The 23,500-nt window shown below is 30.9% G+C and carries 19 protein-coding genes and 1 riboswitch; of the genes, 5 read left to right on the top strand and 14 right to left on the bottom strand.

Features of this window, described 5'->3' with window-relative positions; translation table 11 throughout:
• The first annotated feature begins 23 nt into the window (after positions 1–23).
• The 5 genes from L0U77_RS04020 (at position 24) to L0U77_RS04040 (ending at position 4,923) form a co-directional block, all read left to right on the top strand.
• Entirely contained in the window at positions 24–1,055 is a 1,032-nt protein-coding gene (locus L0U77_RS04020; protein WP_233897415.1) for a FecCD family ABC transporter permease, read from the top strand.
• Between the two features lie 2 nt (positions 1,056–1,057).
• Positions 1,058–1,855 carry an ABC transporter ATP-binding protein gene (locus tag L0U77_RS04025; RefSeq protein ID WP_233897414.1) on the top strand — a complete coding sequence of 266 codons (798 nt, stop codon included), beginning with the start codon at positions 1,058–1,060 and terminating at the stop codon, positions 1,853–1,855.
• Between the two features lie 102 nt (positions 1,856–1,957).
• On the top strand, positions 1,958–3,001 hold the full coding sequence (locus L0U77_RS04030) for a M28 family metallopeptidase (protein ID WP_233897413.1): 1,044 nt from the start codon (positions 1,958–1,960) through the stop codon (positions 2,999–3,001).
• 140 nt (positions 3,002–3,141) lie between these two features.
• Positions 3,142–4,077 carry an EamA family transporter gene (locus L0U77_RS04035; protein WP_233897412.1) on the top strand — a complete coding sequence of 312 codons (936 nt, stop codon included), beginning with the start codon at positions 3,142–3,144 and terminating at the stop codon, positions 4,075–4,077.
• Between the two features lie 129 nt (positions 4,078–4,206).
• A complete protein-coding gene (locus L0U77_RS04040; RefSeq protein ID WP_233900778.1) occupies positions 4,207–4,923 on the top strand; it encodes a 3-ketoacyl-ACP reductase in 717 nt (238 codons plus the stop codon).
• 79 nt (positions 4,924–5,002) lie between these two features.
• Here L0U77_RS04040 and L0U77_RS04045 read toward each other — a convergent pair whose 3' ends face one another.
• The 14 genes from L0U77_RS04045 to eno all read right to left on the bottom strand — a co-directional run bounded on the left by L0U77_RS04045 (position 5,003) and on the right by eno (position 23,489).
• Entirely contained in the window at positions 5,003–6,541 is a 1,539-nt protein-coding gene (locus tag L0U77_RS04045; RefSeq protein WP_233900779.1) for a reverse transcriptase family protein, read from the bottom strand.
• Between the two features lie 257 nt (positions 6,542–6,798).
• Complete coding sequence (locus L0U77_RS04050; protein ID WP_233900780.1) at positions 6,799–8,430, bottom strand: SWIM zinc finger family protein; 1,632 nt, start codon at positions 8,428–8,430, stop codon at positions 6,799–6,801.
• A 14-nt stretch (positions 8,431–8,444) separates the two neighbouring features.
• Positions 8,445–11,471, bottom strand: a complete 3,027-nt coding sequence (locus L0U77_RS04055; protein ID WP_233900781.1) for a WGR domain-containing protein — start codon at positions 11,469–11,471, stop codon at positions 8,445–8,447.
• Positions 11,472–11,756: 285 nt separating this feature from the next.
• Positions 11,757–12,812 carry a HesA/MoeB/ThiF family protein gene (gene moeB, locus L0U77_RS04060; protein ID WP_233900782.1) on the bottom strand — a complete coding sequence of 352 codons (1,056 nt, stop codon included), beginning with the start codon at positions 12,810–12,812 and terminating at the stop codon, positions 11,757–11,759.
• A gap of 5 nt (positions 12,813–12,817) precedes the next feature.
• On the bottom strand, positions 12,818–13,933 hold the full coding sequence (gene thiH / locus L0U77_RS04065) for a 2-iminoacetate synthase ThiH (protein ID WP_233900783.1): 1,116 nt from the start codon (positions 13,931–13,933) through the stop codon (positions 12,818–12,820).
• 3 nt (positions 13,934–13,936) lie between these two features.
• On the bottom strand, positions 13,937–14,707 hold the full coding sequence (locus L0U77_RS04070; RefSeq protein ID WP_262908569.1) for a thiazole synthase: 771 nt from the start codon (positions 14,705–14,707) through the stop codon (positions 13,937–13,939).
• Between the two features lie 17 nt (positions 14,708–14,724).
• Complete coding sequence (gene thiE / locus L0U77_RS04075; protein ID WP_233897405.1) at positions 14,725–15,372, bottom strand: thiamine phosphate synthase; 648 nt, start codon at positions 15,370–15,372, stop codon at positions 14,725–14,727.
• 3 nt (positions 15,373–15,375) lie between these two features.
• Positions 15,376–16,140, bottom strand: a complete 765-nt coding sequence (locus L0U77_RS04080) for a hydroxymethylpyrimidine/phosphomethylpyrimidine kinase (RefSeq protein WP_233897404.1) — start codon at positions 16,138–16,140, stop codon at positions 15,376–15,378.
• Positions 16,141–16,151: 11 nt separating this feature from the next.
• On the bottom strand, positions 16,152–16,748 hold the full coding sequence (locus L0U77_RS04085; RefSeq protein ID WP_233897403.1) for a thiamine phosphate synthase: 597 nt from the start codon (positions 16,746–16,748) through the stop codon (positions 16,152–16,154).
• A 274-nt stretch (positions 16,749–17,022) separates the two neighbouring features.
• Positions 17,023–18,882: a phosphomethylpyrimidine synthase ThiC gene (gene thiC, locus L0U77_RS04090; RefSeq protein WP_233900784.1), complete on the bottom strand. Its 1,860-nt coding sequence runs from the start codon at positions 18,880–18,882 to the stop codon at positions 17,023–17,025.
• A gap of 52 nt (positions 18,883–18,934) precedes the next feature.
• The gene (gene thiS / locus L0U77_RS04095) at positions 18,935–19,138 is read right to left on the bottom strand and encodes a sulfur carrier protein ThiS (RefSeq protein ID WP_233861384.1); all 204 of its coding nucleotides are present in this window, start codon (positions 19,136–19,138) and stop codon (positions 18,935–18,937) included.
• Between the two features lie 46 nt (positions 19,139–19,184).
• A riboswitch (TPP riboswitch) is annotated at positions 19,185–19,279 on the bottom strand.
• Positions 19,280–19,518: 239 nt separating this feature from the next.
• The gene (locus tag L0U77_RS04100) at positions 19,519–20,472 is read right to left on the bottom strand and encodes an arginase (RefSeq protein WP_193699746.1); all 954 of its coding nucleotides are present in this window, start codon (positions 20,470–20,472) and stop codon (positions 19,519–19,521) included.
• 142 nt (positions 20,473–20,614) lie between these two features.
• A complete protein-coding gene (locus L0U77_RS04105) occupies positions 20,615–21,901 on the bottom strand; it encodes a citrate synthase (protein ID WP_233898758.1) in 1,287 nt (428 codons plus the stop codon).
• A 298-nt stretch (positions 21,902–22,199) separates the two neighbouring features.
• On the bottom strand, positions 22,200–23,489 hold the full coding sequence (gene eno, locus L0U77_RS04110; protein ID WP_101916642.1) for a phosphopyruvate hydratase: 1,290 nt from the start codon (positions 23,487–23,489) through the stop codon (positions 22,200–22,202).
• Between the last annotated feature and the right edge of the window lie 11 nt (positions 23,490–23,500).

The raw sequence follows: 23,500 nt of genomic DNA on the forward strand, positions 1-23,500 counted from the left end.
TATTTCATCAAACTTATATTCGATTGAATACGTCCAAAAAAAACAGCAACTATTTTATCGGATTGGCGATTTTACTAGTCGTCATATTTTTTATAAATATCAGTTTAGGCTCAGTTTCCATTCCTTTTGAAGAAATTTTCAACACATTAACTGGCGGAATTTCTTCCAAAGAAAGTTGGCAAACCATCATTTTAAATTTTAGATTACCAAAAGCAATTACCGCAATTATGGTCGGTTCAGGCTTGTCTATTTGTGGATTATTGATGCAAACTTTATTCAGAAACCCGTTGGCAGGACCTTTTGTATTAGGAATTTCATCAGGCGCAAGTTTGGGCGTTGCCTTACTTATTTTAGGTTCAGGATTATTTGGCGGAATTTTCACATCAATAATTCTTTCTAACTGGACAATGGCTATTTCGGCAAGTTTAGGTGCTTTTTTAGTGTTATCCGCAGTTATTATAATGGCAAATAAAGTCCGAAATACGATGTCTATTTTAATTATCGGTTTGATGTTCGGCTCTTTAACTTCGGCTATAATTAGCGTATTATCTTATTTTAGTGAAGCGGCACAAATTCAACAATATTTATTTTGGAGCTTCGGTAGTTTAGGGAATTTATCATGGCAAGAATTAGGCATTTTTGGCATAATTTATATGCTCGGAATTTTAGGAACATCGAGCATTATAAAACCTTTAAATAGTTTTTTATTAGGAGAGAATTATGCCAAAAGTTTGGGTATCAATACAAAAAAAAGTAGAACTATTATTCTACTAATTTCCAGCTTATTAACAGGTGTAATTACCGCTTTTTCTGGACCAATTGCTTTTGTTGGAATCGCTATTCCGCATATTGCTAAAATGATTTTCACCACCTCAAACCATAAAATTTTAATCCCTGCATCGGCACTTATCGGTGCAATTGTATTGTTGATTTGTGATGCAATTGCACAATTACCAAACAGCGAATTTACCTTGCCAATTAACGCTATTACATCGCTATTCGGAGCGCCTGTTGTGATTTGGTTATTAGTTCGAAATAAAAAAATATACGTGTAATTTTGATAAATTCTATAAAAAATATAGTTCTTGAAACTGAAAATTTAACAGTTGGTTATCAAACAAAAAAACAACAAACTATTATTGTTCCTGATATTAATTTATCAATTGAAAAAGGAAAATTTGTCGCACTTTTAGGAAAAAATGGCATCGGAAAATCAACCTTATTACGAACAATTTCTAATGTTCAAAAACCGCTAAAAGGAAATATTAAAATTAATCAGAAGGATATTTTAACATATTCGCATCAAGAATTAGCAACTTCATTAAGCCTCGTTTTAACCGAAAAATTACCAGAAAGTCAATTGACAGTTTTTGAACTAATCGCCTTAGGAAGACAACCTTACACAAACTGGATTGATACATTATCAGCAAAAGATATTCAAAAAATTAATTGGGCAATTCATCAAACAGATATCGAGCATTTAAAAGAAAAACGTTTTTATGAATTAAGCGATGGACAATTGCAACGAGTCCTTATTGCACGAGCCTTAGCACAAGATACCGACCTGATTATTTTAGACGAACCAACCGCACATTTAGATATTCATCATACTTTTAAAGTGTTTTCTTTACTAAAAAAACTCGTCGAAAAAACGGGTAAAACTATTATTATTTCTACCCATGAAGTAAATATTGCCATTCAACTTGCTGATGAATTTATCTTACTTACTGATTCCCAAATTTATTGCGGTAATTCAGAAGAATTAATCAAAAAAAACGCTTTTGAAACCTTATTCCCTAAAGAACTCATAATTTTTAACAAAACATTACAACAGTTCATCATAAAGAATAATTAAATTTGTTCCTTTCTTAAATAACTGTTTTTTTTTTAAGATATTTTAATATCATTGCAAAGACAAAATTTAATAAAAAAATTCCAAAAACTTAATTAATTATTGATGAAAAAATTACTTTATCTAGCAAGTACCATCGCTTTTATTGCCTGTGGAACTACTAAAGAAACGACAAGTATTGACACTGATAAAAATATAGATTATGCTGATAAATTTGCAAAAACAATTACAGCTAAAGATTTAGGTAAGCATCTATTTATCTATGCTTCAGATGAATTTGAAGGAAGAAACACTGGAGAACCTGGGCAGAAAAAAGCCGTTGCATATTTAAAAGATTTTTACATAGCGCAAGGAATTAAATCACCCTTAGGAGGTAGCGATTATTTTCAAGAAGTACCAAGTGCTTTTTTAAGTAATAACCGTCGTGATTTGCAATTGAAAGATTCTGAAAATGTACTTGCTTTTATTAAAGGTTCTGAAAAACCTGATGAAATTGTGGTTATTTCGGCACATTTAGACCACGAAGGAATTAAAGATGGCGAAATTTATAACGGTGCCGATGATGATGGTTCAGGTACAGTAGCTATTTTAGAAATCGCTGAAGCCTTTAAAAAAGCAACCGATGCTGGTAAAAGACCTAAACGCTCTATCCTATTTTTACACGTTACTGGCGAAGAAAAAGGCTTGTTAGGTTCAAAATATTATACCGAAAATCCTATTTTTCCACTCAAAAATACCGTAACCAATTTAAATATCGATATGATTGGACGTGTAGATGAATTTCATACAGAAAACCCTAATTATGTATACCTAATTGGTGCCGATAAATTAAGTACCGAATTACATAATATTTCTGAAGAAATGAATAAAAAATATACCAATATTACCCTAGATTATAAATATAATGATGAAAATGACCCAAATCGTTTTTACTATCGTTCAGATCATTATAACTTTGCAAAGCATAATATTCCTGTGATTTTTTACTTCAATGGAACACACGAAGATTATCATAAACCAACCGATACTCCCGATAAAATTAACTACGAATTATTGGAAAATAGAACTCGATTAGTTTTTCATACCGCTTGGGAAGTTGCCAATCGTGAAAAAAGATTAATCGTAGATAAAGTTCCTGCTAAAAAATAATAACACCTATTTTTTCACCTAAAAAAACGCATCAATTTGATGCGTTTTTACTTTTTTAATAAAGCAGTAATCTTAATTACGAAGCTTTTTATAGCTACTAAAAATAAGTATTACTTAAAATCATATATAAAATATTAAATATGAACAAAATAAAAGGAATCATATTTGTTTCTATAGGAGCGGCTAGTTACGGTATTTTAGCAACCATTATCAAATTAGCAAATAATAATAATTTTGGAACAGCAGGGCTTACTTTTTTACAATATCTCTTTGGAGTACTTGTTTTAAGTATCGCTACTTTTCTTATTAATACGAAATCAAAAAAAACTATTTCAACAACAAATACAACAAACCAAACAGCTATATCAACATCAAAATACCCGAGGTTAAAATTGATGCTTTTTGGTACTTCGCTGGGGCTTACTAGTAGTTTTTATTATTTATCAATACAATATGTTCCTGTTTCTGTGGGGATTATTCTGTTAATGCAAACCGTTTGGATGGGCATCCTTTTAGAGTTTTTTATTGATAGAAAACTTGTTTCAAAAGCAAAAATAATAGGATCGATAATGGTATTGTTAGGTACTTTATTCGCTTCAAAAGTTTTTGAAAGTGATTTTAATTTTAATATTATTGGTTTTGTTTATGGCTTTTTAGCGGCTATATTTTACACCGCTTCTATGTATGCTTCTAATAAAATTTCGTTAGAATTACCAAGTTTAACTAGAAGTAAATATTTAGTATATGGAGGTTTTTTAGCAATCCTTATTTTTTGGAATTTTCAAATTATTGAAGAAATAAATTCTGTAGAAATACTAAAATGGGGAATGGTTTTAGGATTGTTTGGTACCGTATTACCTCCTATCTTATTTAGCAAAGGTGTGCCCGCAATTGGTAACGGATTAACAAGTATTATTGCCGCTTTAGAAATACCTATTTCGGTTTTAAGTGCCTTTTTAATACTAAATGAACAGATTGGTTTTTTACAAGGTGTTGGAATTTTCATCATACTAATAACCATATTATTAATTAATGTTAAAAAGAAAGAAAAAATAGAAAAATCTAAAACTTTGTAAGTAAGGCTAGCCCCGATTGAAGCATTTGTTTGAGCTCCTTTTTTGATTTTTTTCAAAAAAGAGCGAGTGCGGAAAGCGGGAAATAGCTCCAAAAAACAATACCTTTACTTATACAAAAAGTTTATAAAAATGGAAGATTTAACAAATAAAAAAGCCATCATTACTGGTGGAAGTAGAGGATTAGGAAAAGCCACCGCAATCGCTTTTGCTCAAAAAGGAATACACGTTGCTATTACAGGTAGAAACGAAAAACGCTTGCAAGAAACCGTTGCCGAATTAAAAACATACAATGTCGAGGCAACCTATGCCATTTTTGATGTCGGAAATTATGAACAAGTTCAACAAGGAATCAAAGAAATTATTGCCACTTTTGGAACTGTTGATATTTTAGTAAACAACGCTGGAGTTGCCGCTTTTGGAACTTTTAATGAAATGAAAGTTTCAGATTGGTCGCAAATTATACAAACCAATTTAATGGGAATGTATTACGTTACCAAAGAGGTTTTACCCTATTTAATCAAAAAAAACCAGGGTGATATTATTAATATTTCATCGACTGCTGGATTAAGTGGAAATGCGACAACCTCAGCCTATTCAGCCTCTAAATTTGCGGTTATTGGAATGTCGGAATCGTTAATGAAAGAAGTTCGTAAAAATAATATTCGTGTTTGCACGCTTACCCCGAGTACAATTGCTTCGGATATGTCTTTAGAATTAGGAATTACAGACGGAAATGTTGAAAAAGTGTTACAACCTGATGATTTTGCCGAATTAATTGTCGCTGGTTTAATGTTACCTAGAAGAGCGATGCTCAAAGGCGCTTCTTTATGGTCAACAAATCCATAATTTAGATAATTTTTAATAGGCGTTTTCTTATTAATTTATCAGATAAATAATAAGAAAACGCTTTTTTTTGATGAAATATTTATTTTTTAAACAAAGAACTTATTTTTTTTAAAATCCCCAAACCTTCTTTACTTTCTACTTTAGAAGTTAATTCTGAAACATCATTTCCTTGAATATTATTAGTGTTTTTAACATATTTTTCTTGATGACTTTCTTTATAAGAATGTGCTTTCAAAATATCACCTACTTGGCTTTTATATTTAACACCTTTTTCTTTATCTACTTGATAAATATAATTTGCATATCCATCAATTTCTGCTAAAACATTCAGTCCGCCGTTCCATGTTTTCCCTGCGATACCTTCTTTTTCAATTTGATATAATAAAGCTCTAAAACGTTTTAATGATTTTTTATTGATATTCAATTTTTCATTCACCACAATACCAGTTACTTCCTGTCGTTGATTTCGCTTCATTATTTTAAGCTTATCAGGATGTAAATTAAAGTTTTCTTCGGATATAATTTTTTTAGAATATTTTAATATCGCTGTAATGTGTTTAAATTGTGCTTGATTTCCTGAAAAAGTAGTATCATCTACATATCGAGAATAGGCAAAACCATATTTTTTAGCCAAACCATCTAATCTATAATCCATTTTACGACATAAAACATTTGTTATTACAGGGCTACAAGGCGAACCTTGTGGTAAAAAACGTTCTCCTCTTTGTGAAAAATAATTTTCTCCTAATAAAGAAATATCTAAAATTTTAGATTCTGAACATAACAATGAAAAAATAACCGCTAATTGTTCTGAATATCCTAATGATTTAAAAACTCCCTTTATTCTTTTATAAGTAACCGAAGGAAAAAAGTTTTTCAAATCTTGATTAATAACAACCGCTTTATCTACGTGAGGCATTGCGTTACTAACAATTGAACGTTCTTTTACACAACCATGCGCCTTATCGTGAACAATTACTTTATTTAAAATATTTTCTAGAATAAAATGTTGCGCTCTTTTCAAACGAGGCATTGGCGCAGAAATTAAACGATATCCGCCTGATTTTTTAGCAACTTTAAAACGTTTGTAGTGTTCAATTTGTGAGTTTTTTCTTGAAAAAGCTAAAAACCGAAGTTCATTTACAGTAATTTTCATCGCCTCAGCCAAATCTTTTACCGAATGATAAATTGGTAAACCAGCTTCTTTCAGTCTTACTTCATCTATTTGAGTATCGTTTAACTGATGAGAATAACCAGCACCTAAATAAGTAATATCTTCTTTTTTAGTTTGCTGCCATTTTTCCGCTTTTTCCTTACGGATTTGTTCTCTTTTAAGCTTAGTTTCTTTTTGTTTTTCTTTTGATAACTTCTTTCGCTCTTTGTGTTTATTTGCGATAAAAGCATCGGTATCTTTTATTAATTTTTCCTTTTTTACAAGTTTTGATAAATCCCCCGATAGGGCATTTTCTTCTTTTAAAAAGGCGTTTACTTTTTCGAAATTTACTTTGTCATCGCCCCAAAAACCTAATCGTTTCATTTCTGAAAGAATAAATTCATGTTTTGATGATTCTTTAATTTTGTCGTAAATCTCTTGTTTTCTCGTAGCTGAATTATCCATAAAACAAAAAAGAGGTAGCAATAAGATGTATATTTTTTCCCTTCGTACAATTCTAAAGACTGAATTGAACAACTCCAGTGAAATAGGTACTATAGTGCTATTTCACTTCGAAGAAGTTTAACCGGAAATGGCATTATAGTACCTATTTCACAAGTTAAGTTCGAGTCAGTGACGCGTTGGGTGTCTGTAAGCTAGATTGGCGATACACCAATCAAATTGCAAGGTTGTTATCTTATTACTACCAAGGTTTAAATATATTAATTTTTTTTATCAAAAGCGATTCTTGTGGCTAAAATATGTTCACAAGGTCCTTTTGTCATTTTATTTTGATGATAATAACTGCAAACACACTTAGCATCAACAATTTGAAGGTCGTTGTTAATAAGTACACTTGTCTTATAATTATTACTTACTGTCGCATTTATCGTTATATTATTGCCATCAATAGTTGTTTTTAAGTTTTCAACAGCTCCTGATTCCATCAATTCATAGGCTGTTTTATCAATTTCATTAGAAAAACGTAAGCTATCTAAATCGATTCCATCTTTCTTTAGTTCCCGAATTCGATATACATTATTCTTTAAATCGTACACTACTTTTCCTGCTTGTGTAAAAGTTTGTAACGATTGCGTTACAATTGTTTTATCTAATCCTAAATTATTTGCTAAATTACTTGGAGTATTTAACCAATCTTTTCGCAATTCCAAATAAATAGTTTGCATGGTTGTAGCAGGAACTTGTCCTCTTGGCGAAAGCAAATCTAAATTTGTTGTTTGCGTCCAATCATTGGCTGTCCAACCAGATAATCCTAATGTAAAATACATATCATTTGCCAAATGTGCGATATAAAAAGAAGGCATACCGCTACCCAATAAATGAACTGTAAATTTAGTAGTAACTGGCAGTAATCGTTCTAAAAGTGTTATTCTTCTTCTTCCCCAAACTCTTATTTCCTTCTCTTCATCGCCTTCATATATCGATTGTAAACAAGCTACTTCAATATTCCAAGGTTCAAAAACAGCAATAATAGGTTTACCAGGTTTTAAAATATATTTTATCGCCCTTGGTCCTTTCTTCTCTTTGTGTCTTTTTAATACGGATATAAAATTAGCAATATCCACAGGATGCAAATCAAAAGATACTTTATCGCTTGTCATGGCACTACTTACTTGTAAAAAACCACGAACCCAACTATCAGGCAAATCAATTTTTACTTCTCTGTAGGTGTCTTCTCCTGTTGTTTTTACATCAAAACCCTTCGGATCAACTTTAAATTCGGTTTCTTTATAAGTTCTTATTTTTTGAAACTCATTATATAACGCCTTAGAATAATCAATATTAGTTGTTCCACATTTAAACTCATTTATATTTTTAAAGACATCATAACCACAAGATAATTTCCCGTAAACAGATTCATCTTGACTAAAACATTCAAAAAATACTTGATCTGGATGTACTGTAATTACAGGATCTAAAACAAACCAAGCAGCATAATCTCGTTTATATAGATAATTAAAATATTTTCGTTGCGCATCATAAAAAGGCTTTGTAATTTCTTCTCTTTTTGAACGTAATTTTTTTAATTTTTCTTGAACATCTCTAACTTCTTCTTTTAGCCCAGATAATTCTGCTGTTGCATCTGCAATCCATACTTCTTCCTGACCTTTTAACCAAGCTAAATATTCTGTATTATCTTTAGGTTGAAAATTAAAATCGGCAATTACTACATGATGTAAGGCTGAAATAGCTTCTCTAAAAGGAATTTTCTTATCTAAGCTTCCTACAAAATACGTAGGTTCTCTTAATACATCTGGTGCAAAACTTACGCCTGTAGATTCAATTCCGTTATTAACAGTACTATTGCCACTATATTTAAAATTAAACTTCATTCTTTTTCTTACGCTTATTTAATTAATAATGGCACTTCTACATCTGTGTGTACTTCAGAAATAGTGATTAAAATATCTATAATTTTATCTTTATCAATGGCAGTTTTTGTATCTAAAATAGCTGTTAAAACGCGTACGGTCATTACAGCTATTTCTTTATATTTTTTCGATTGATTTTCTAAAAAAGAATACACTCTTGTTTTTGTAGCTCTGTTAGTATTTATATAAAACAAGGTTGTTTTAAAATAATCTTCTAATTGTAAGATAACTTTTATATTATCCGAAGCGTATCCTTCTAAATAATTAGTCACAAAAAACTGCATACTTTTCGTTGGATGTTCTTGTAAACTAACAAGTAACGGCAATCCTTTTTCTTCTGAAAAATGGGTTGTAATTAGGCTTCTACCTAAATGCTGTACTTGGTCTTTTATATGATCACATACATATAATAGTAATGGTACTGTCCAATTTTCAGGTTTAATATGAGTTCTAAAATAAGCATCAGCCCAATCGATAACATCTTGCCAATTCGTATTAAAAATAGGCAATGCTTCTTCCAATTCGTAATTTACTCTGGCTACATTATTTTTGAAATAATCATGTAATTGTGTTCTTACAGAAAACACATCACTATGTGCTAAACGTACTAATTCAGACATTTTTAAGTTATTCATATCGACTCTTCTTTCAAAAAGTGGCGTTCCTAACTTCTGTGCAAATTCATGTTTTGATAAAATTAATGCTATTATTTCTTCTTCGGATACAGGCTCTTTTTGAGTTCCATAAAATTGTACTAAAATATTAAAACAATTTTGATGTAAACCCTCATACGTTTCATCTTCTGTTAAAGAAGCTAGTAATTTTTTACGTAAATATTCTTTAAATTCTTCATCTAAATGAATTAATTTACGAATTGTTGGTTGTATTGCTTTTCTAACCGCTTCATGTTCTGAAAAACAAAAACGAATAATATCTTGTTTATTTTCTAATAAAAATTCATCAGGAAAATACGCTAAAAGTTCAATACCTGCAGTTCTTAAAACCGCTTCATCTGAAGTAATATATTCTTTATAAGTATCTTTAAAAAGTTCATAAACAGATGTGGTATTGTGTTTTGCTAAATTGATTGCAAATAACTGATTTGTTACAGAACTTGAAGCCGATAAACTGACAATATATTGAGCAGATGTAGCACTTAATAATTCCCCAAAAAATGTATTTCCGATTAAATTATTAACCGAAATTAAAAAATCAGAAGTATAATTAGATGATTTATCAAACAATGTTATTAAATCATCTATAGATATTGGTGTATTATACGCTACTCTATTTTGATACAAATTACTTAAATAATCAATAACTAAAACCTCATCAGTAAGTAATAATTTTGTTACTAAAGAAGTACTTGATAAATACGAAGCTTCATATTTACCCAACCATTTTATTCCTAATTCAACAGCTTTTTTATTTTTTGAAGCTAATAAAATCAATAAAATATCTTCAGACGCTTGTGTTGTTGCATATTTTTGTTCTAAAACCTCAGCTATTAAATCTAATACCTTCGGATGATAATGTCGTATTAATTTGGCTAGTATTTCTTCGGATAAATTTTCTAAAAAATGTGGATTCTCTTTTATAATTTTCAATGAAAAATCAACTGCAATACTACTTTTTGCATTGGCAAGAATATATAATACTTCGGATGGTTTTTCATTCCAAAGAATCGGAAGAATATCTTCTCTTATAGTATTATCGGTAAGTTCATCTATATAAAACCATTTATTACCGATACATTTAAACCTTGTTGAATTTCCATACAAGATATACATCAAAGCTAAAAATTGATGGTATTTCGGATACTGTCTTTTTTCTAATTCATAACCAGTTTCCTGATTATAAACCCACTCACTAACCGTATTTTCAGGAGCTACATCTATCTGATCATTTAAAGAACATAATATCTCTTTAGCACATGCAATATACCCTTGTTGATTCTCTGTACTTAAGGTATATATTTTCTGATAGGTATTTTTATTAAAATAGTTTTTAGTTTTTCCTGAAAAAGCAATTCTTGGATTTGGTTTTTTCTTTTCTACGGATGCTTCTACCCAATTATATTCATCATCTATATTTGGATAATCAGAACTGTAAGTGGCGTTACTAATAGCAATTCGTTTAGATACTAAGGCAAAAAATTGAATATCATTTATAGCATAAGCCGCTCTATAAATATAACGTACAGATTTAAAAGTGTTTACTTTTAAAGGGATTTTCGCTATTATATCAAATAAAGTAGCTCTCTCCACATCATTATTATAGGAATGAACATACGCATAAAATAACAACATCGGATTTTTACTTCCTTCTCCTAAAAACTGTGTTGCTAAAGAATCTATTTCAGTTTTTGTAATATGCTTTGCAACTTCGTTTTGTACTATTTTTATATCCGAAGTATTTCCATACTTTAAAATATAAGCTACGGATATTCTAGCTCCAATAGTATTAAAAGTATCTTTTTTGAAGATTTTAATTGCATCTTCAACATAATCTGATTCATTAAAATCAATTAAAACAGATAACGCATTATACTGTTCAAACTCATCCGATGAATGGATAAATTGAGCTATTAATGGTATTGCTTCTCTTATTTTTAAAACACCAACCCTATTTATAATTCTAGATACTTTCCAATTTCGGGTATAAGTTCCTTTTAAAGCTTGATTTAAATACTTTAAAATAGTATCTTTTCGTGTAGTACTTTCTTCTTTCTTCGGATTTTCAACTTGTGTAGTCGTTGTTACTTTAGCTTCTTCTGAATATCCTTTCTTTTCTTTACTTCCGACTAATTTATTGAAGATTTTCTCGGCCTCTTCATAAGATACAGGAAAAACAGTTTTTGTTCCTTCTCTTAAACTCGCGCCTCTTCTACCATATCTAAAGTTTACTATAAATAAATCTTGACTTTCACATAGGTCAACTTCATAAACTTTGTCTGATTTTTCATCTGAAAAATATAATTTCTTTTGTTTGATTAATTTCAAGGCTTAATTTTTTTTTAAGACTTTAAATATATAAATATTTTAGAAAATAATCATCTATTTATTGTTTTTAACACGTATTTATCTTTTTATAAGAGCCGCTAGTTTAAAAATTAAATTATCGTCATGCTGAATTTATTTCAGCATCACATAAAACTAAGAACTCTGGCAAATCAAGATACGAAACTGAAATAAATTCAGGTTGACGGATTCTATTTCTTATTTTTCTGCTATAAAACTGTCTAAATGAAATTTAAACAGGTTCTAAAAATAAAACGTGTTAATTTTTTAATTCAAACCATTTTTAAGGTTTATTAAAATTGCTTCTTTTAAGGAATCTTCTAAAAAAGAAATCGCTCTTTTACTTCGCATACCCGATTTACAATACACAATTACAGGTTTACTAGTATCAATTTCATTTAATCGGTCTGGTAATTCTACTAAACGAATATGCTGACCACCAATATGATGTTGTTCTCTTTCCCAATCTTCACGAACATCTAATAGATTATATTTTAATAAATCACCTTGTAATTCTTCTATTGTTATTTCGTTTTCAGCTTCAATAATTCCACAGAAAAAATCATAATTTTCCTCTAATTTTGTAACTGATGCTTCTGGATTTTTCTCAAAATCTAAAACCATTTGACGCATTGTTAATGTATCATACATTAATAGTTTATTTGCTAAAACATCACCTATTTCACAAATTATTTTAATCGTTTCATTAGCTTGTAAACTACCTATAATCCCTGGTAAAACACCTAAAACCCCAATTTGTGAACAATTTGGTGATTCATCTGGTTTTGGTGGCGTAGGATATAAACATCTGTACGTTCCGCTTCCTTTATAATTAAAAACACTTACTTGTCCTTCAAACTTAAAAATCGCTCCATATACCAATGTTTTTTTTGTAATTACCGAAGCATCATTTGTTAAATAACGAGTTGAAAAATTATCACTTCCATCAACAATAACATCATATTCTTCAAATAATGAAATAGCATTTAATCGTGTTAATTTTTCTTTATACACGTTAAATTTTACAAACGGATTTAACTTTGATAATCGTTTTGCTGCAGTTTCGGCTTTTGAAACCCCAATATCATCAATTGTATATAAAATTTGACGTTGTAAATTACTTTGATCTACCACATCATCATCAATAATACCAATTGTACCAACTCCTGCTGCTGTTAAATATTGTAATACAGGACAGCCTAATCCGCCAGCACCTATTACCAAAACTTTAGCATTTTTTAATTTTAACTGTCCTGCTGAACCTATTTTCTCTAAAATAAGATGACGGTTATATTGTTTTTTTTCTTCTTCTGTTAAGTTCATTTTTTTTATTTTGATTCAAACTGTTCCCAGTCTTTCCAAACCACTTCTAAACCTTGTTCTTTTAACATTTTTACTACTTCTTCGGTACTTCTTTCATCAGAAATCTCAAATTGCTCTAACGATTGCGGTTCAACTGTATAACCACCTGGGTTTGTTTTTGATTCTGCACTGATAGAAGTCGTCCCTAAATTTACGATATTATTTCTAAAAACCTCACTTTCTCTTGTTGACATTGATAGCTCAATATCTTCGTCTAGCAAACGAAAAGCACAAATTAATTGCACTAAATCACTATCTGTCATTTCAACTTTTGGTTCTAATCCTCCCGAATGCGGTCGTAACCTTGGAAACGAAATAGAATACTTTGTTTTCCAATATGTTTTTTGTAGATATTTTAAATGTAATGCTGTAAAAAAACTATCGGCACGCCAATCTTCTAATCCGAATAAAGCACCTAATCCTATTTTATGAATTCCTGCTTTTCCTAATCTATCAGGCGTATCTAAACGATAATCAAAATTAGATTTTTTTCCCTTCGGATGATGTTTCTTATACTCCTCTCTGTGATATGTTTCTTGATAAACCAACACAGCATACAATCCTGCTTCAATTAACGATTCATATTCATCTTGATCCAAAGGTTGAATCTCGATAGTAATATTTGAAAATTGAGAACGAATTAACTGAATCGCATTTTTAATATAATCAACTCCAACTGTTTTATTTGCTTCACCTGTAACTAATAAAATATGATCGTATCCTTTATCTTTTAAAAAAGCAACCTCTTTTAAAATTTCAGCGTCTAATAAAGTACGTCTAGGTATTTTATTGGTCATACTAAATCCGCAATACGTACAAATATTCTGACACTCATTACTCAAATACATTGGCGCATACATTTGTATGGTATTACCAAAGCGTTTTTTAGTAAGCAAGCTACTTTTTTGAGCCATTTGCTCAATATACGGACGTGCAGCAGGAGATATTAACGCTTTAAAATCTTCTAAATCTAATTTTTCTTTTGATAAAGCATATTCTACGGCAACGGCTGTTTTATCGAAAATACTTTTTAAATTATCATCCCAATTATACGTATCAAAAAGTTCTTTAAAATTACTCATATTTTAATTTAAAAAACTAGTTAACGGACTACTTGCAACTGCTTGTTTTTGAACAGGTGCTAGTTTTGCTTCATATGCCATTCTTCCAGCTTCAACAGCCATTTTGAATGCTTTTGCCATTGCCACAGGATTTTGAGATACAGCAATTGCCGTATTTACTAAAACTGCATCAGCTCCTAATTCCATTGCATATGCTGCATGCGATGGTGCTCCAATACCAGCATCAACAATTACAGGAACGTTTGATTGTTCTATAATAATTTCTAAAAAATCTTGTGTTTTTAAGCCTTTATTACTTCCTATTGGTGCGCCTAATGGCATTACACATTGTGTTCCAACATCTTCTAAACGCTTACATAAAACAGGATCGGCATGAATATAAGGCATCACTACAAAACCTTTTTTAACCAATTCTTCGGATGCTTTTAATGTTTCAATAGCATCGGGTAATAAATACCTAGGATCGGGATGAATTTCTAATTTAACCCAATTTGTTTCTAATGCTTCTCTTGATAATTCTGCTGCAAAAACTGCTTCTTTTGCCGTTCGAACACCCGATGTATTTGGTAATAAACTTATATGAGGATGTATTAAATGTGTTAAAATATCATCCTCTTTATCTTGAACGTCTACTCTTTTTAAAGCAACGGTTATCAATTCACTTTCAGAAACTAATAATGCTTCTTTCATTAATTTTGATGAACTAAATTTCCCTGTTCCTGTAAATAATCGAGATGTAAATTCTTTATCTGCTATTTTTAATATATCGTTCATTTTTTGTTTTTAAAAAACTACTTGTCATCCATCTTGTACACTTGTTCTTGTGTGCTTGGTGAACTTAAAATTTTATGAAAAACAGGAATACTTGTAAAATCTTTGGTAATAGCTCCTGATGCAGCAACTCCATAAATACCTGTTTGTACAATTTCTGCAACATCATCTAAAGTAATGCCTCCAATAGCAATTATTGGTGTTTCTGTTTGTAGCTCTTCTAGTAGTTTTTTATATCCTGATGTTCCTAAAACAGGGCTTAAATTCTTTTTAGTTTCCGTAAAACGAAAAGGACCTAAACCGATATAATCTACTTTTTTATCTAGTAAAAATTTACATTCTTCTAATGTGTTTGCAGTTCCTCCAATGGCATAAAATTTACCCAAATAAGCACGTACTTTTAACGGACAATCATCTTTTTTACCTAAATGAACACCATCTGCATTTACTTCTTTGGCAACTTTGTAGTAATCGTTTATAATTAATCTTGTTTGATAATGAGCCGTTAATTCTCTGGCTTTCTTTGCGGTTTCTAAAATTGTTTTAGGATCAAAACCTTTTAATCGTAACTGTACCCATTCTGCTCCTGAAGCACAAGCTGTTTGAATATGATCTAAATGATCTTGTGCTGTTTTCCCTTGTGTTATGTACTGTAATTTACTTATCATCTTTTAATAATTAGGTTTATAATTATGCGTTCCTAGTAACGATTTGTTTGAATTCAAAAATTGTTCGGTATACCATTTCGTGTTTTTACAAGCATCTTCTAAAGAAACATTTAACGCTAAATTAGCCGCTAAAGCGGATGACAAAACACAACCGCTTCCGTGTTTTTCAGAAACAGCAGTTGTTATAGGCGGAATATTTAGTTTTACTATTTTGCTATAATAAACTTCATCCCAACCTTTTTTATCTGCTCTATGTCCTCCTTTTAAATAGATATTTGTTTTTTCTAAAATAAAATCAATAGTTTCCTCAATATTTTTAACAGGAAACAAGGCTTTTATCTCATCATAATTTGGTGTTACAAAATAACAATTTTGCAATACTTTTTCAAATACCTTTAAATTTTGTGTACTATGAAAATCGAATCCTGCACTTGCTCTCAAAACAGGATCTAAAATAATTTTTATGTTCGGATTTTCACTTTTTAAAGCTAAAACAACAGTTAATAAAACTTCCCAAGATTGGATAATTCCTATTTTTACAACAGTAATTTCAAAACGTTCAAATAATGTTTCAATTTGATTCAGTATTATTTGTTCTTCAATCCAAATACAATTTTTAAAAGCGATATCATTTTGAACGGTCACAGCGGTACATACCGACAATCCATGTAAACCATGTGCTTCAAAGGTTTTAATATCTGAAGTAATGCCCGCACCACTTGACGGGTCAAGTCCTGCAATGGTGAGTATGTAATTTTGTGTTTTCAAATTTCAACGCTTTATTGTAATGAATCAAACTCTTTTTGGATGTTTTTAAAACTTTCTACAGGATTTTCAGAATTCCAAACACCACCTAAAACACCAATTCCTTGAAAACCTAATTCAATGGTTGGCGCTATGGTTTTAGTTGTAATTCCGCCCATACCTACAATTGTTTTATCAATATTATTGACATCAAAATTTCTTCCTTCGTATCCTTTTTTTGAGATAGATGAAAAAACAGGACTTAATAAATGGTAATCAAATTCGATATCACAAGCTGATAATTCTTCAGGCTCATGAAAAGAACTACTCATTGTTTTACCTAACATTTGTAACCCTATAAAATAACGACTGCCATTTTCTAACGCATCACGCCTTTTTTGTTCTTGAAAATGAATTCCTTTTAAAGGATATTCATTAACTAATTTATGAAAATAATGTATTACTATTCGATTATGGTATTTTTCTGATACCTCATTTAAATAGGAAACATGCGCTTCGTAATTTTTAAATGGTTTTCTTAAATGATAATACTCCAAACCAGCTTCAAATAATTGATGTAATATTTGTACTTCATTTTTTACATCTTTTTCTGGGGATATAAGGACTATCATATTCGTTTGATTTTATGGATACTTATTTCGGTAAAAATAAAGTAATTTATTCTTGGAACGGCAAATTACTTACACGCTACTTTTTAATAATAACGGGGGACGTTACGGGGGACTTTTTTTTGGGTTAGGGATTGCAGTGGCATCCTTTTTTATTTTTTTTCAAAATAAAAAAGATATAACGGAAAGCCCGACTACGCCTTTTTTCAAGGCGTAGGAACCTCCATCTTCTGCTTCTTCTTTTTCTTTTTTTCTTCCTCTTCTTCTTACTTTTATTTTATAAATATACTTCTGATCCTTTTTCTATAAATTCTTTTGATTTCTCTTCCATTCCTTTGGCGATTACTTCATTGTCTACGATGTCGTTAACGGCAGCAAAATCACGAACTTCTTGTGAAATTTTCATTGAACAGAATTTTGGACCACACATAGAACAAAAGTGTGCTACTTTAGCACCTGCTGCTGGCAAAGTTTCATCATGATATTCACGAGCACGCTCAGGATCTAATCCTAAATTAAATTGATCTTCCCAACGGAATTCAAAACGAGCCATACTTAAAGCATTATCTCTGTGCTGAGAACCTGGATGTCCTTTAGCTAAATCGGCAGCATGAGCCGCTAATTTATAAGTAATTACTCCTACTCTTACATCTTCTTTATTTGGTAATCCTAAATGTTCTTTTGGAGTTACATAACATAACATTGCACATCCGTACCAACCAATCATAGCTGCTCCAATTCCTGAAGTAATATGATCGTAACCTGGTGCAATATCTGTAGTTAAAGGTCCTAAAGTATAAAAAGGAGCTTCGTCGCAAAGTTCAATTTGCTTCTCCATATTTTCTTTAATCATGTGCATTGGCACGTGTCCTGGTCCTTCGATAAAACACTGTACTTCGTGTTTACGAGCTATTTGTGTTAACTCTCCTAAAGTTTCTAACTCAGCAAATTGTGCTTCGTCATTAGCATCAGCTACCGAACCTGGACGTAATCCATCACCTAAAGAAAAGGCAACATCGTACTGTTTTAATATTTCACAAATATCTTCGAAATGTGTATATAAAAAGCTTTCTTTATGATGTGCTAAACACCATTTTGCCATAATTGAACCTCCACGAGAAACGATTCCTGTAACACGTTTTGCAGTCATTGGTACGTAACGTAATAAAACTCCTGCGTGAATAGTAAAATAATCTACTCCTTGTTCAGCTTGTTCTATTAAAGTATCACGGAAAATTTCCCATGTTAAATCTTCAGCAACACCGTTTACCTTTTCTAATGCTTGATAAATTGGCACTGTTCCTACTGGTACTGGTGAGTTACGGATAATCCACTCACGAGTTTCGTGAATATTTTCTCCTGTAGATAAATCCATAATATTATCTGCTCCCCAACGACAAGCCCAAACTGCTTTTTCTACTTCTTCTTCAATAGAAGATGTTACGGCAGAATTACCAATATTTGCATTTATTTTCACTAAGAAGTTTCTACCTAAAATCATAGGTTCTGCTTCTGGATGATTTATGTTTGATGGAATAATTGCACGACCTCTTGCAACTTCTGATCTTACAAATTCTGGTGTAATTTTATCTGGAATATTAGCACCAAAATGCTCTCCTTTATGTTGTTTTCTAATTTCGGTCATTTCATCTATTCGTTGATTTTCACGAATAGCGATATATTCCATTTCTGGCGTAATGATTCCTTTTTTAGCGTAATGTAATTGTGTTACATTTTGTCCTTTTTTAGCACGTAAAGGATTTTTTAATAACTTAAAACGCATATGATCTAAACTTGAATCATTTAAACGTTCGTTACAGTATTTTGAAGAAAACTCCGTTAATTGTTCTACATCACCACGTTCTTTAATCCAAGGTTCACGGATTCTTTCAATTCCTGCGTGTACGTCAATTTCTTTACTAGGGTCTGTATATGGTCCTGAAGTATCATAAACAGTTACTGGTTCGTTTGGCGTTTTCTTTTTGGTCATAGAATCGACCGTATCACTTAACGAAATTTCACGCATTGCTACTTTAATTTGCGGGTGAATTGTTCCGTTTACATAAATTTTCTGTGAATTAGGAAATGGACTTCTAGTAATTCCATCTTGTTTTGGAGCAGTGTCTTTGTTCTTCATTTGATAATTTAGTTTTTCTTTTAATTTTTTAAATAAAAATTAACCTGAGTTTTTATCCTCCTTGGGTCGATTTTATAATTAAAATATCATCATTATGTTGAAGTAACTTTAAAGACCAATCAGTTTTTTTAACCACACTACTATTTATAGCAATAGCAATTCCATTCGTTGGAATATTTAAGTATTCAACGAACTCTTGTAGCGTTAGGTTTTCTAAAATTTGATGGTCTTTTTGGTTTACTTTTATAGTAATCATATTTATAAAATATTACTGTAAACCAAAATGGTAGTATTTCGATGTATTATCGAACATAACTTTTTCCTACGTTGGTCTTAACCAAATCAGGTTCTAAGGATGTTTCTCAAACTAATTTAATAGCTACTCCTAAAGTTTACAAGGCAAATGTATTGTTATTATTTTTGATAAAAAAACTATTCTAGATTATAATTTCATCAAATTTGGGCAGACACATAGGTCTGCCCCTACATCGATAAATTTCGTAGGGGAGAACCTATGTGTTCGCCCATCAAATTATTTAATATAATTTTAAAAAACAAAAAGCATCAAACAATAAAGTTTGATGCTTTTTTTAAATAATTTCAAAAAATTAAATAACTAATTTTTCTATAAATTTTCTATAATTTCTCGATGGTTTTTGCTACTTGTTGAAGTACATCAAAAGCAGTTTCAGCCATTTTATTTCCTTTTAAATCTAATAAAGGATTTACCTCAACAAATTCAACACAAGCTACTTTTTTACTGGCTAATAATCCGTTGATAATTTGAACAATTTCTTTGTCATCAAACCCTTTTGCAACAGGAGTTCCTGTTCCGTAAGAAATCATATCGCAATCCATTGCATCAACATCAAAAGAAATATAAAGGATATCACAATCTGATAATTTCTCTAAAGCTTCGTTTACACAAACTTCTAAACCTCTATAACGAACCTCGGCAACCATATAATTTTTGATGCCATATTTTTCCATTTGTTTTTCTTCAGGTTCTTCGGTATCTCGAACGCCAAAAAACACGATATCTTCAGGCAAAGCTTTCTGTCCTGGTGTTCCGATATTTTTCATTCTATCCCATAAATCGGCAGTTTCTCTATCTACTTCATTTATTTGACAGTCTAAATTATCATCAGAAATTACAGCACCTAAAGGCATTCCGTGAATATTTCCTGATGGAGAAGTGTATGGTGTATGTAAATCACCGTGTGCATCAATCCAAATAACACCCACTCTTTTTGTTGGATTTGCCGCTTTAACACCACTAATAGTTCCTAATGCTGATGAGTGATCTCCTGATAAAACGATTGGAAAATGACCTTCTTGTAAATTTACTTTTACATGATTACTAACTCTTTTACATTGATTGAAAACACTGTTTATTTGTTTTCCGAAGGAATTATTTTTTTTATTATAAACAGATTCATTTTCGGTAATTACATCTTCAAAATCGTATTTATTAAAGAAATCATTATCTTGATTAATTGCTGCAATTTCGATGGCATCAATTCCCATATCGGCACCACGTGTTCCTGCTCCAATATCTGATCTATTTTTTATAATTTTTATGGTATTCATTTTCTTTGTGTTCTTGTATTTAATGTTCTTGTACTTTTTATTTTTGATAGTTTAAAGAGTACTATTTCACCTAAAAAAGTGTCATTAATACATCATTTTTAATGATGTTTTTTAATGACACTTTTAATATTATTTTTTCAGATTATCTTTCGCTTACTTCTTTGAAAGGTCTAAGATTTTCTCCAATATATACTTGACGCGGACGTCCGATTGGTTCTTTTCCTAAACGCATTTCTTTCCATTGAGCAATCCAACCTGGTAAACGACCTAAGGCAAACATTACGGTAAACATTTCAACAGGCACGCCCATTGCGCGATAAATTATTCCTGAATAAAAATCTACGTTTGGATATAATTTTCTATCAACAAAATACGGGTCGCTTAATGCTTCTTTAGCCAATCCTTTTGCGATATCTAAGATAGGATCTTCAATTCCTAAATCATTTAAAACTTCTTCTGCGGCAACTTTAATAATTTTTGCTCTTGGATCGAAGTTTTTATAAACACGGTGTCCGAATCCCATTAAACGGAACGGATCGTTTTTATCTTTGGCTTTTGCCATATATTTTTTAGTATCTCCACCATCGGCTTTAATAGCTTCTAGCATTTCTAATACTGCTTGATTTGCTCCACCGTGTAAAGGGCCCCAAAGTGCAGAAATTCCTGCTGAAAGTGATGCAAATAAACCTGCATGCGAAGAACCTACAATTCTTACCGTAGAGGTCGAACAGTTTTGTTCATGGTCAGCATGTAAGATTAATAATTTATTTAATGCACTAACAACCACATCATTACGTACATAATCTTTATTAGGTTGTTTAAACATCATTTTATAGGTATTCTCTACATATCCTAAACTACAATCTCCATAATCTAACGGAAGTCCTTGTTTTTTACGCATTGTCCAGGCAACTAATACTGGAAACTTCCCTAAAATTTTAACAATTGCATTGTACATTTCTTCTTCAGAATCTACATTTACCGAAGAAGGATTAAAGGCAGTTAATGCAGATGTTAATGATGAAATAACACCCATTGGATGCGCTGTTTTAGGAAACGCATCAACAATTTTTCTGATATCTTCATCCACAATTGATTGCGAACAAATATCTTGTTTAAATTTTTCTAATTCGACAGCTGTTGGTAATTCTCCAAAAATTAATAAGAAAGCGACTTCTAGGAAATCTGCTTTTTCGGCTAATTCTTCTATTGAATACCCTCTGTATCTTAAAACACCTTCTTCACCATTTAAAAATGTAATAGCACTTTTACAAGAGCCTGTATTTTTATACCCTGGATCGATTGTAATAATACCTTCAGAAGCTGCTCTTAATGTTTTAATATCAATGGCAGTTTCATTTTCTGTTCCTTTAACTAACGGAAATTCATACGTATTATCACCAATTTGTAGTTTTGCTATATCTGCCATTTTTATCTTTTTTTTTTAAAGTTGAAGTGAGTTGCGAATATACCATTTTTAAAGTATTTTTAAAATAGGTATTTATAGATTTTTCGTATTTCTATATTATTTTTTTTTATGATTATTTTCGATTATTTACAATTATAATAACCTTTAGTATCATTATATTTTGATGATTATTTGTATAATTTCAGATAAATTTATAATTTTAAATCAAAAAAAACTCATACCGAAGTATGAGTTTTTATTATTATTTTTTATAAAAAAAGTATTGTAAGTATACATACTTAAAACACTTAAAAAACAATTATTTAATTTTAAATGCTTTATTTTGAGGAAAATAAGCAGTATCTGCTAATTCTTCTTCGATACGTAATAATTGGTTATATTTTGCCATTCTATCAGAACGAGAAGCGGAACCTGTTTTAATCTGTCCACAATTTAAAGCAACTGCTAAATCAGCAATGGTATTATCTTCAGTTTCACCAGAACGATGACTCATTACAGAAGTATATCCTGCATTGTGTGCCATATTTACGGCAGAAATTGTTTCTGTTAAGGTTCCGATTTGATTTACTTTAATTAAAATTGAATTTGCGATTCCGTTTTCAATTCCTTTTGATAAACGCTCGACATTGGTAACAAATAAATCATCACCAACTAATTGCACTTTATCACCTGAAATTTCTGTTAAATATTTCCAACCTTCCCAGTCATTTTCATCCATTCCATCTTCGATAGAAATAATTGGATATTTTTGAGCTAATTCGGCTAAATAATCGGCTTGTTCTTTACTTGTTCTGATTTTTCCTTTTGTTCCTTCGAACTTGGTATAATCATATTTTCCATCTACAAAAAATTCAGCAGCAGCACAATCTAAGGCGATCATTACTTCTTCTCCGAATTTATATCCTGCATTTTTAGTAGCTAAAGCAATAGTTTCAATAGCATCTTCGGTACCGTCTAAAGTTGGTGCAAAACCACCTTCATCACCAACAGCTGTTGATAAATTTCTATCGTGTAATACTTTTTTAAGATGATGAAAAATTTCAGAACCAATTTGCATTGCTTGCGTAAAGTTTTCAGCTTTTACGGGCATAATCATAAATTCTTGAAATGCAATTGGTGCATCAGAATGCGAACCTCCGTTGATAATATTCATCATCGGAACTGGTAATGTATTTGCTGAAACACCGCCTATATATCTGTATAAAGGCAATCCTAATTCATTGGCAGCAGCTTTTGCGGCAGCTAAAGAAACTCCTAAAATAGCATTTGCACCTAATTTAGATTTGTTAGATGTTCCATCTAAATCAATCATCATTTGGTCAATCATATTTTGTTCAAAAACAGAAACACCTAATAATTCTTGAGCAATTAATGTGTTTACATTTTTTACTGCATTTAACACACCTTTACCCATATAATCTTTTCCGCCATCACGTAATTCAACAGCTTCGTGTTCTCCAGTAGAAGCTCCAGAAGGAACTGCGGCTCTTCCGATAACACCGTTTTCAGTGGTAACATCTACTTCTACCGTTGGATTTCCTCTTGAATCAAAAATTTGACGTGCGTGAATGTTGATTATAATACTCATAGTTATTTATT

Origin of the sequence: Tenacibaculum piscium, from assembly GCF_021390715.1 — a bacterium.
GTDB classification, from domain to species: Bacteria; Bacteroidota; Bacteroidia; order Flavobacteriales; family Flavobacteriaceae; genus Polaribacter; species Polaribacter piscius.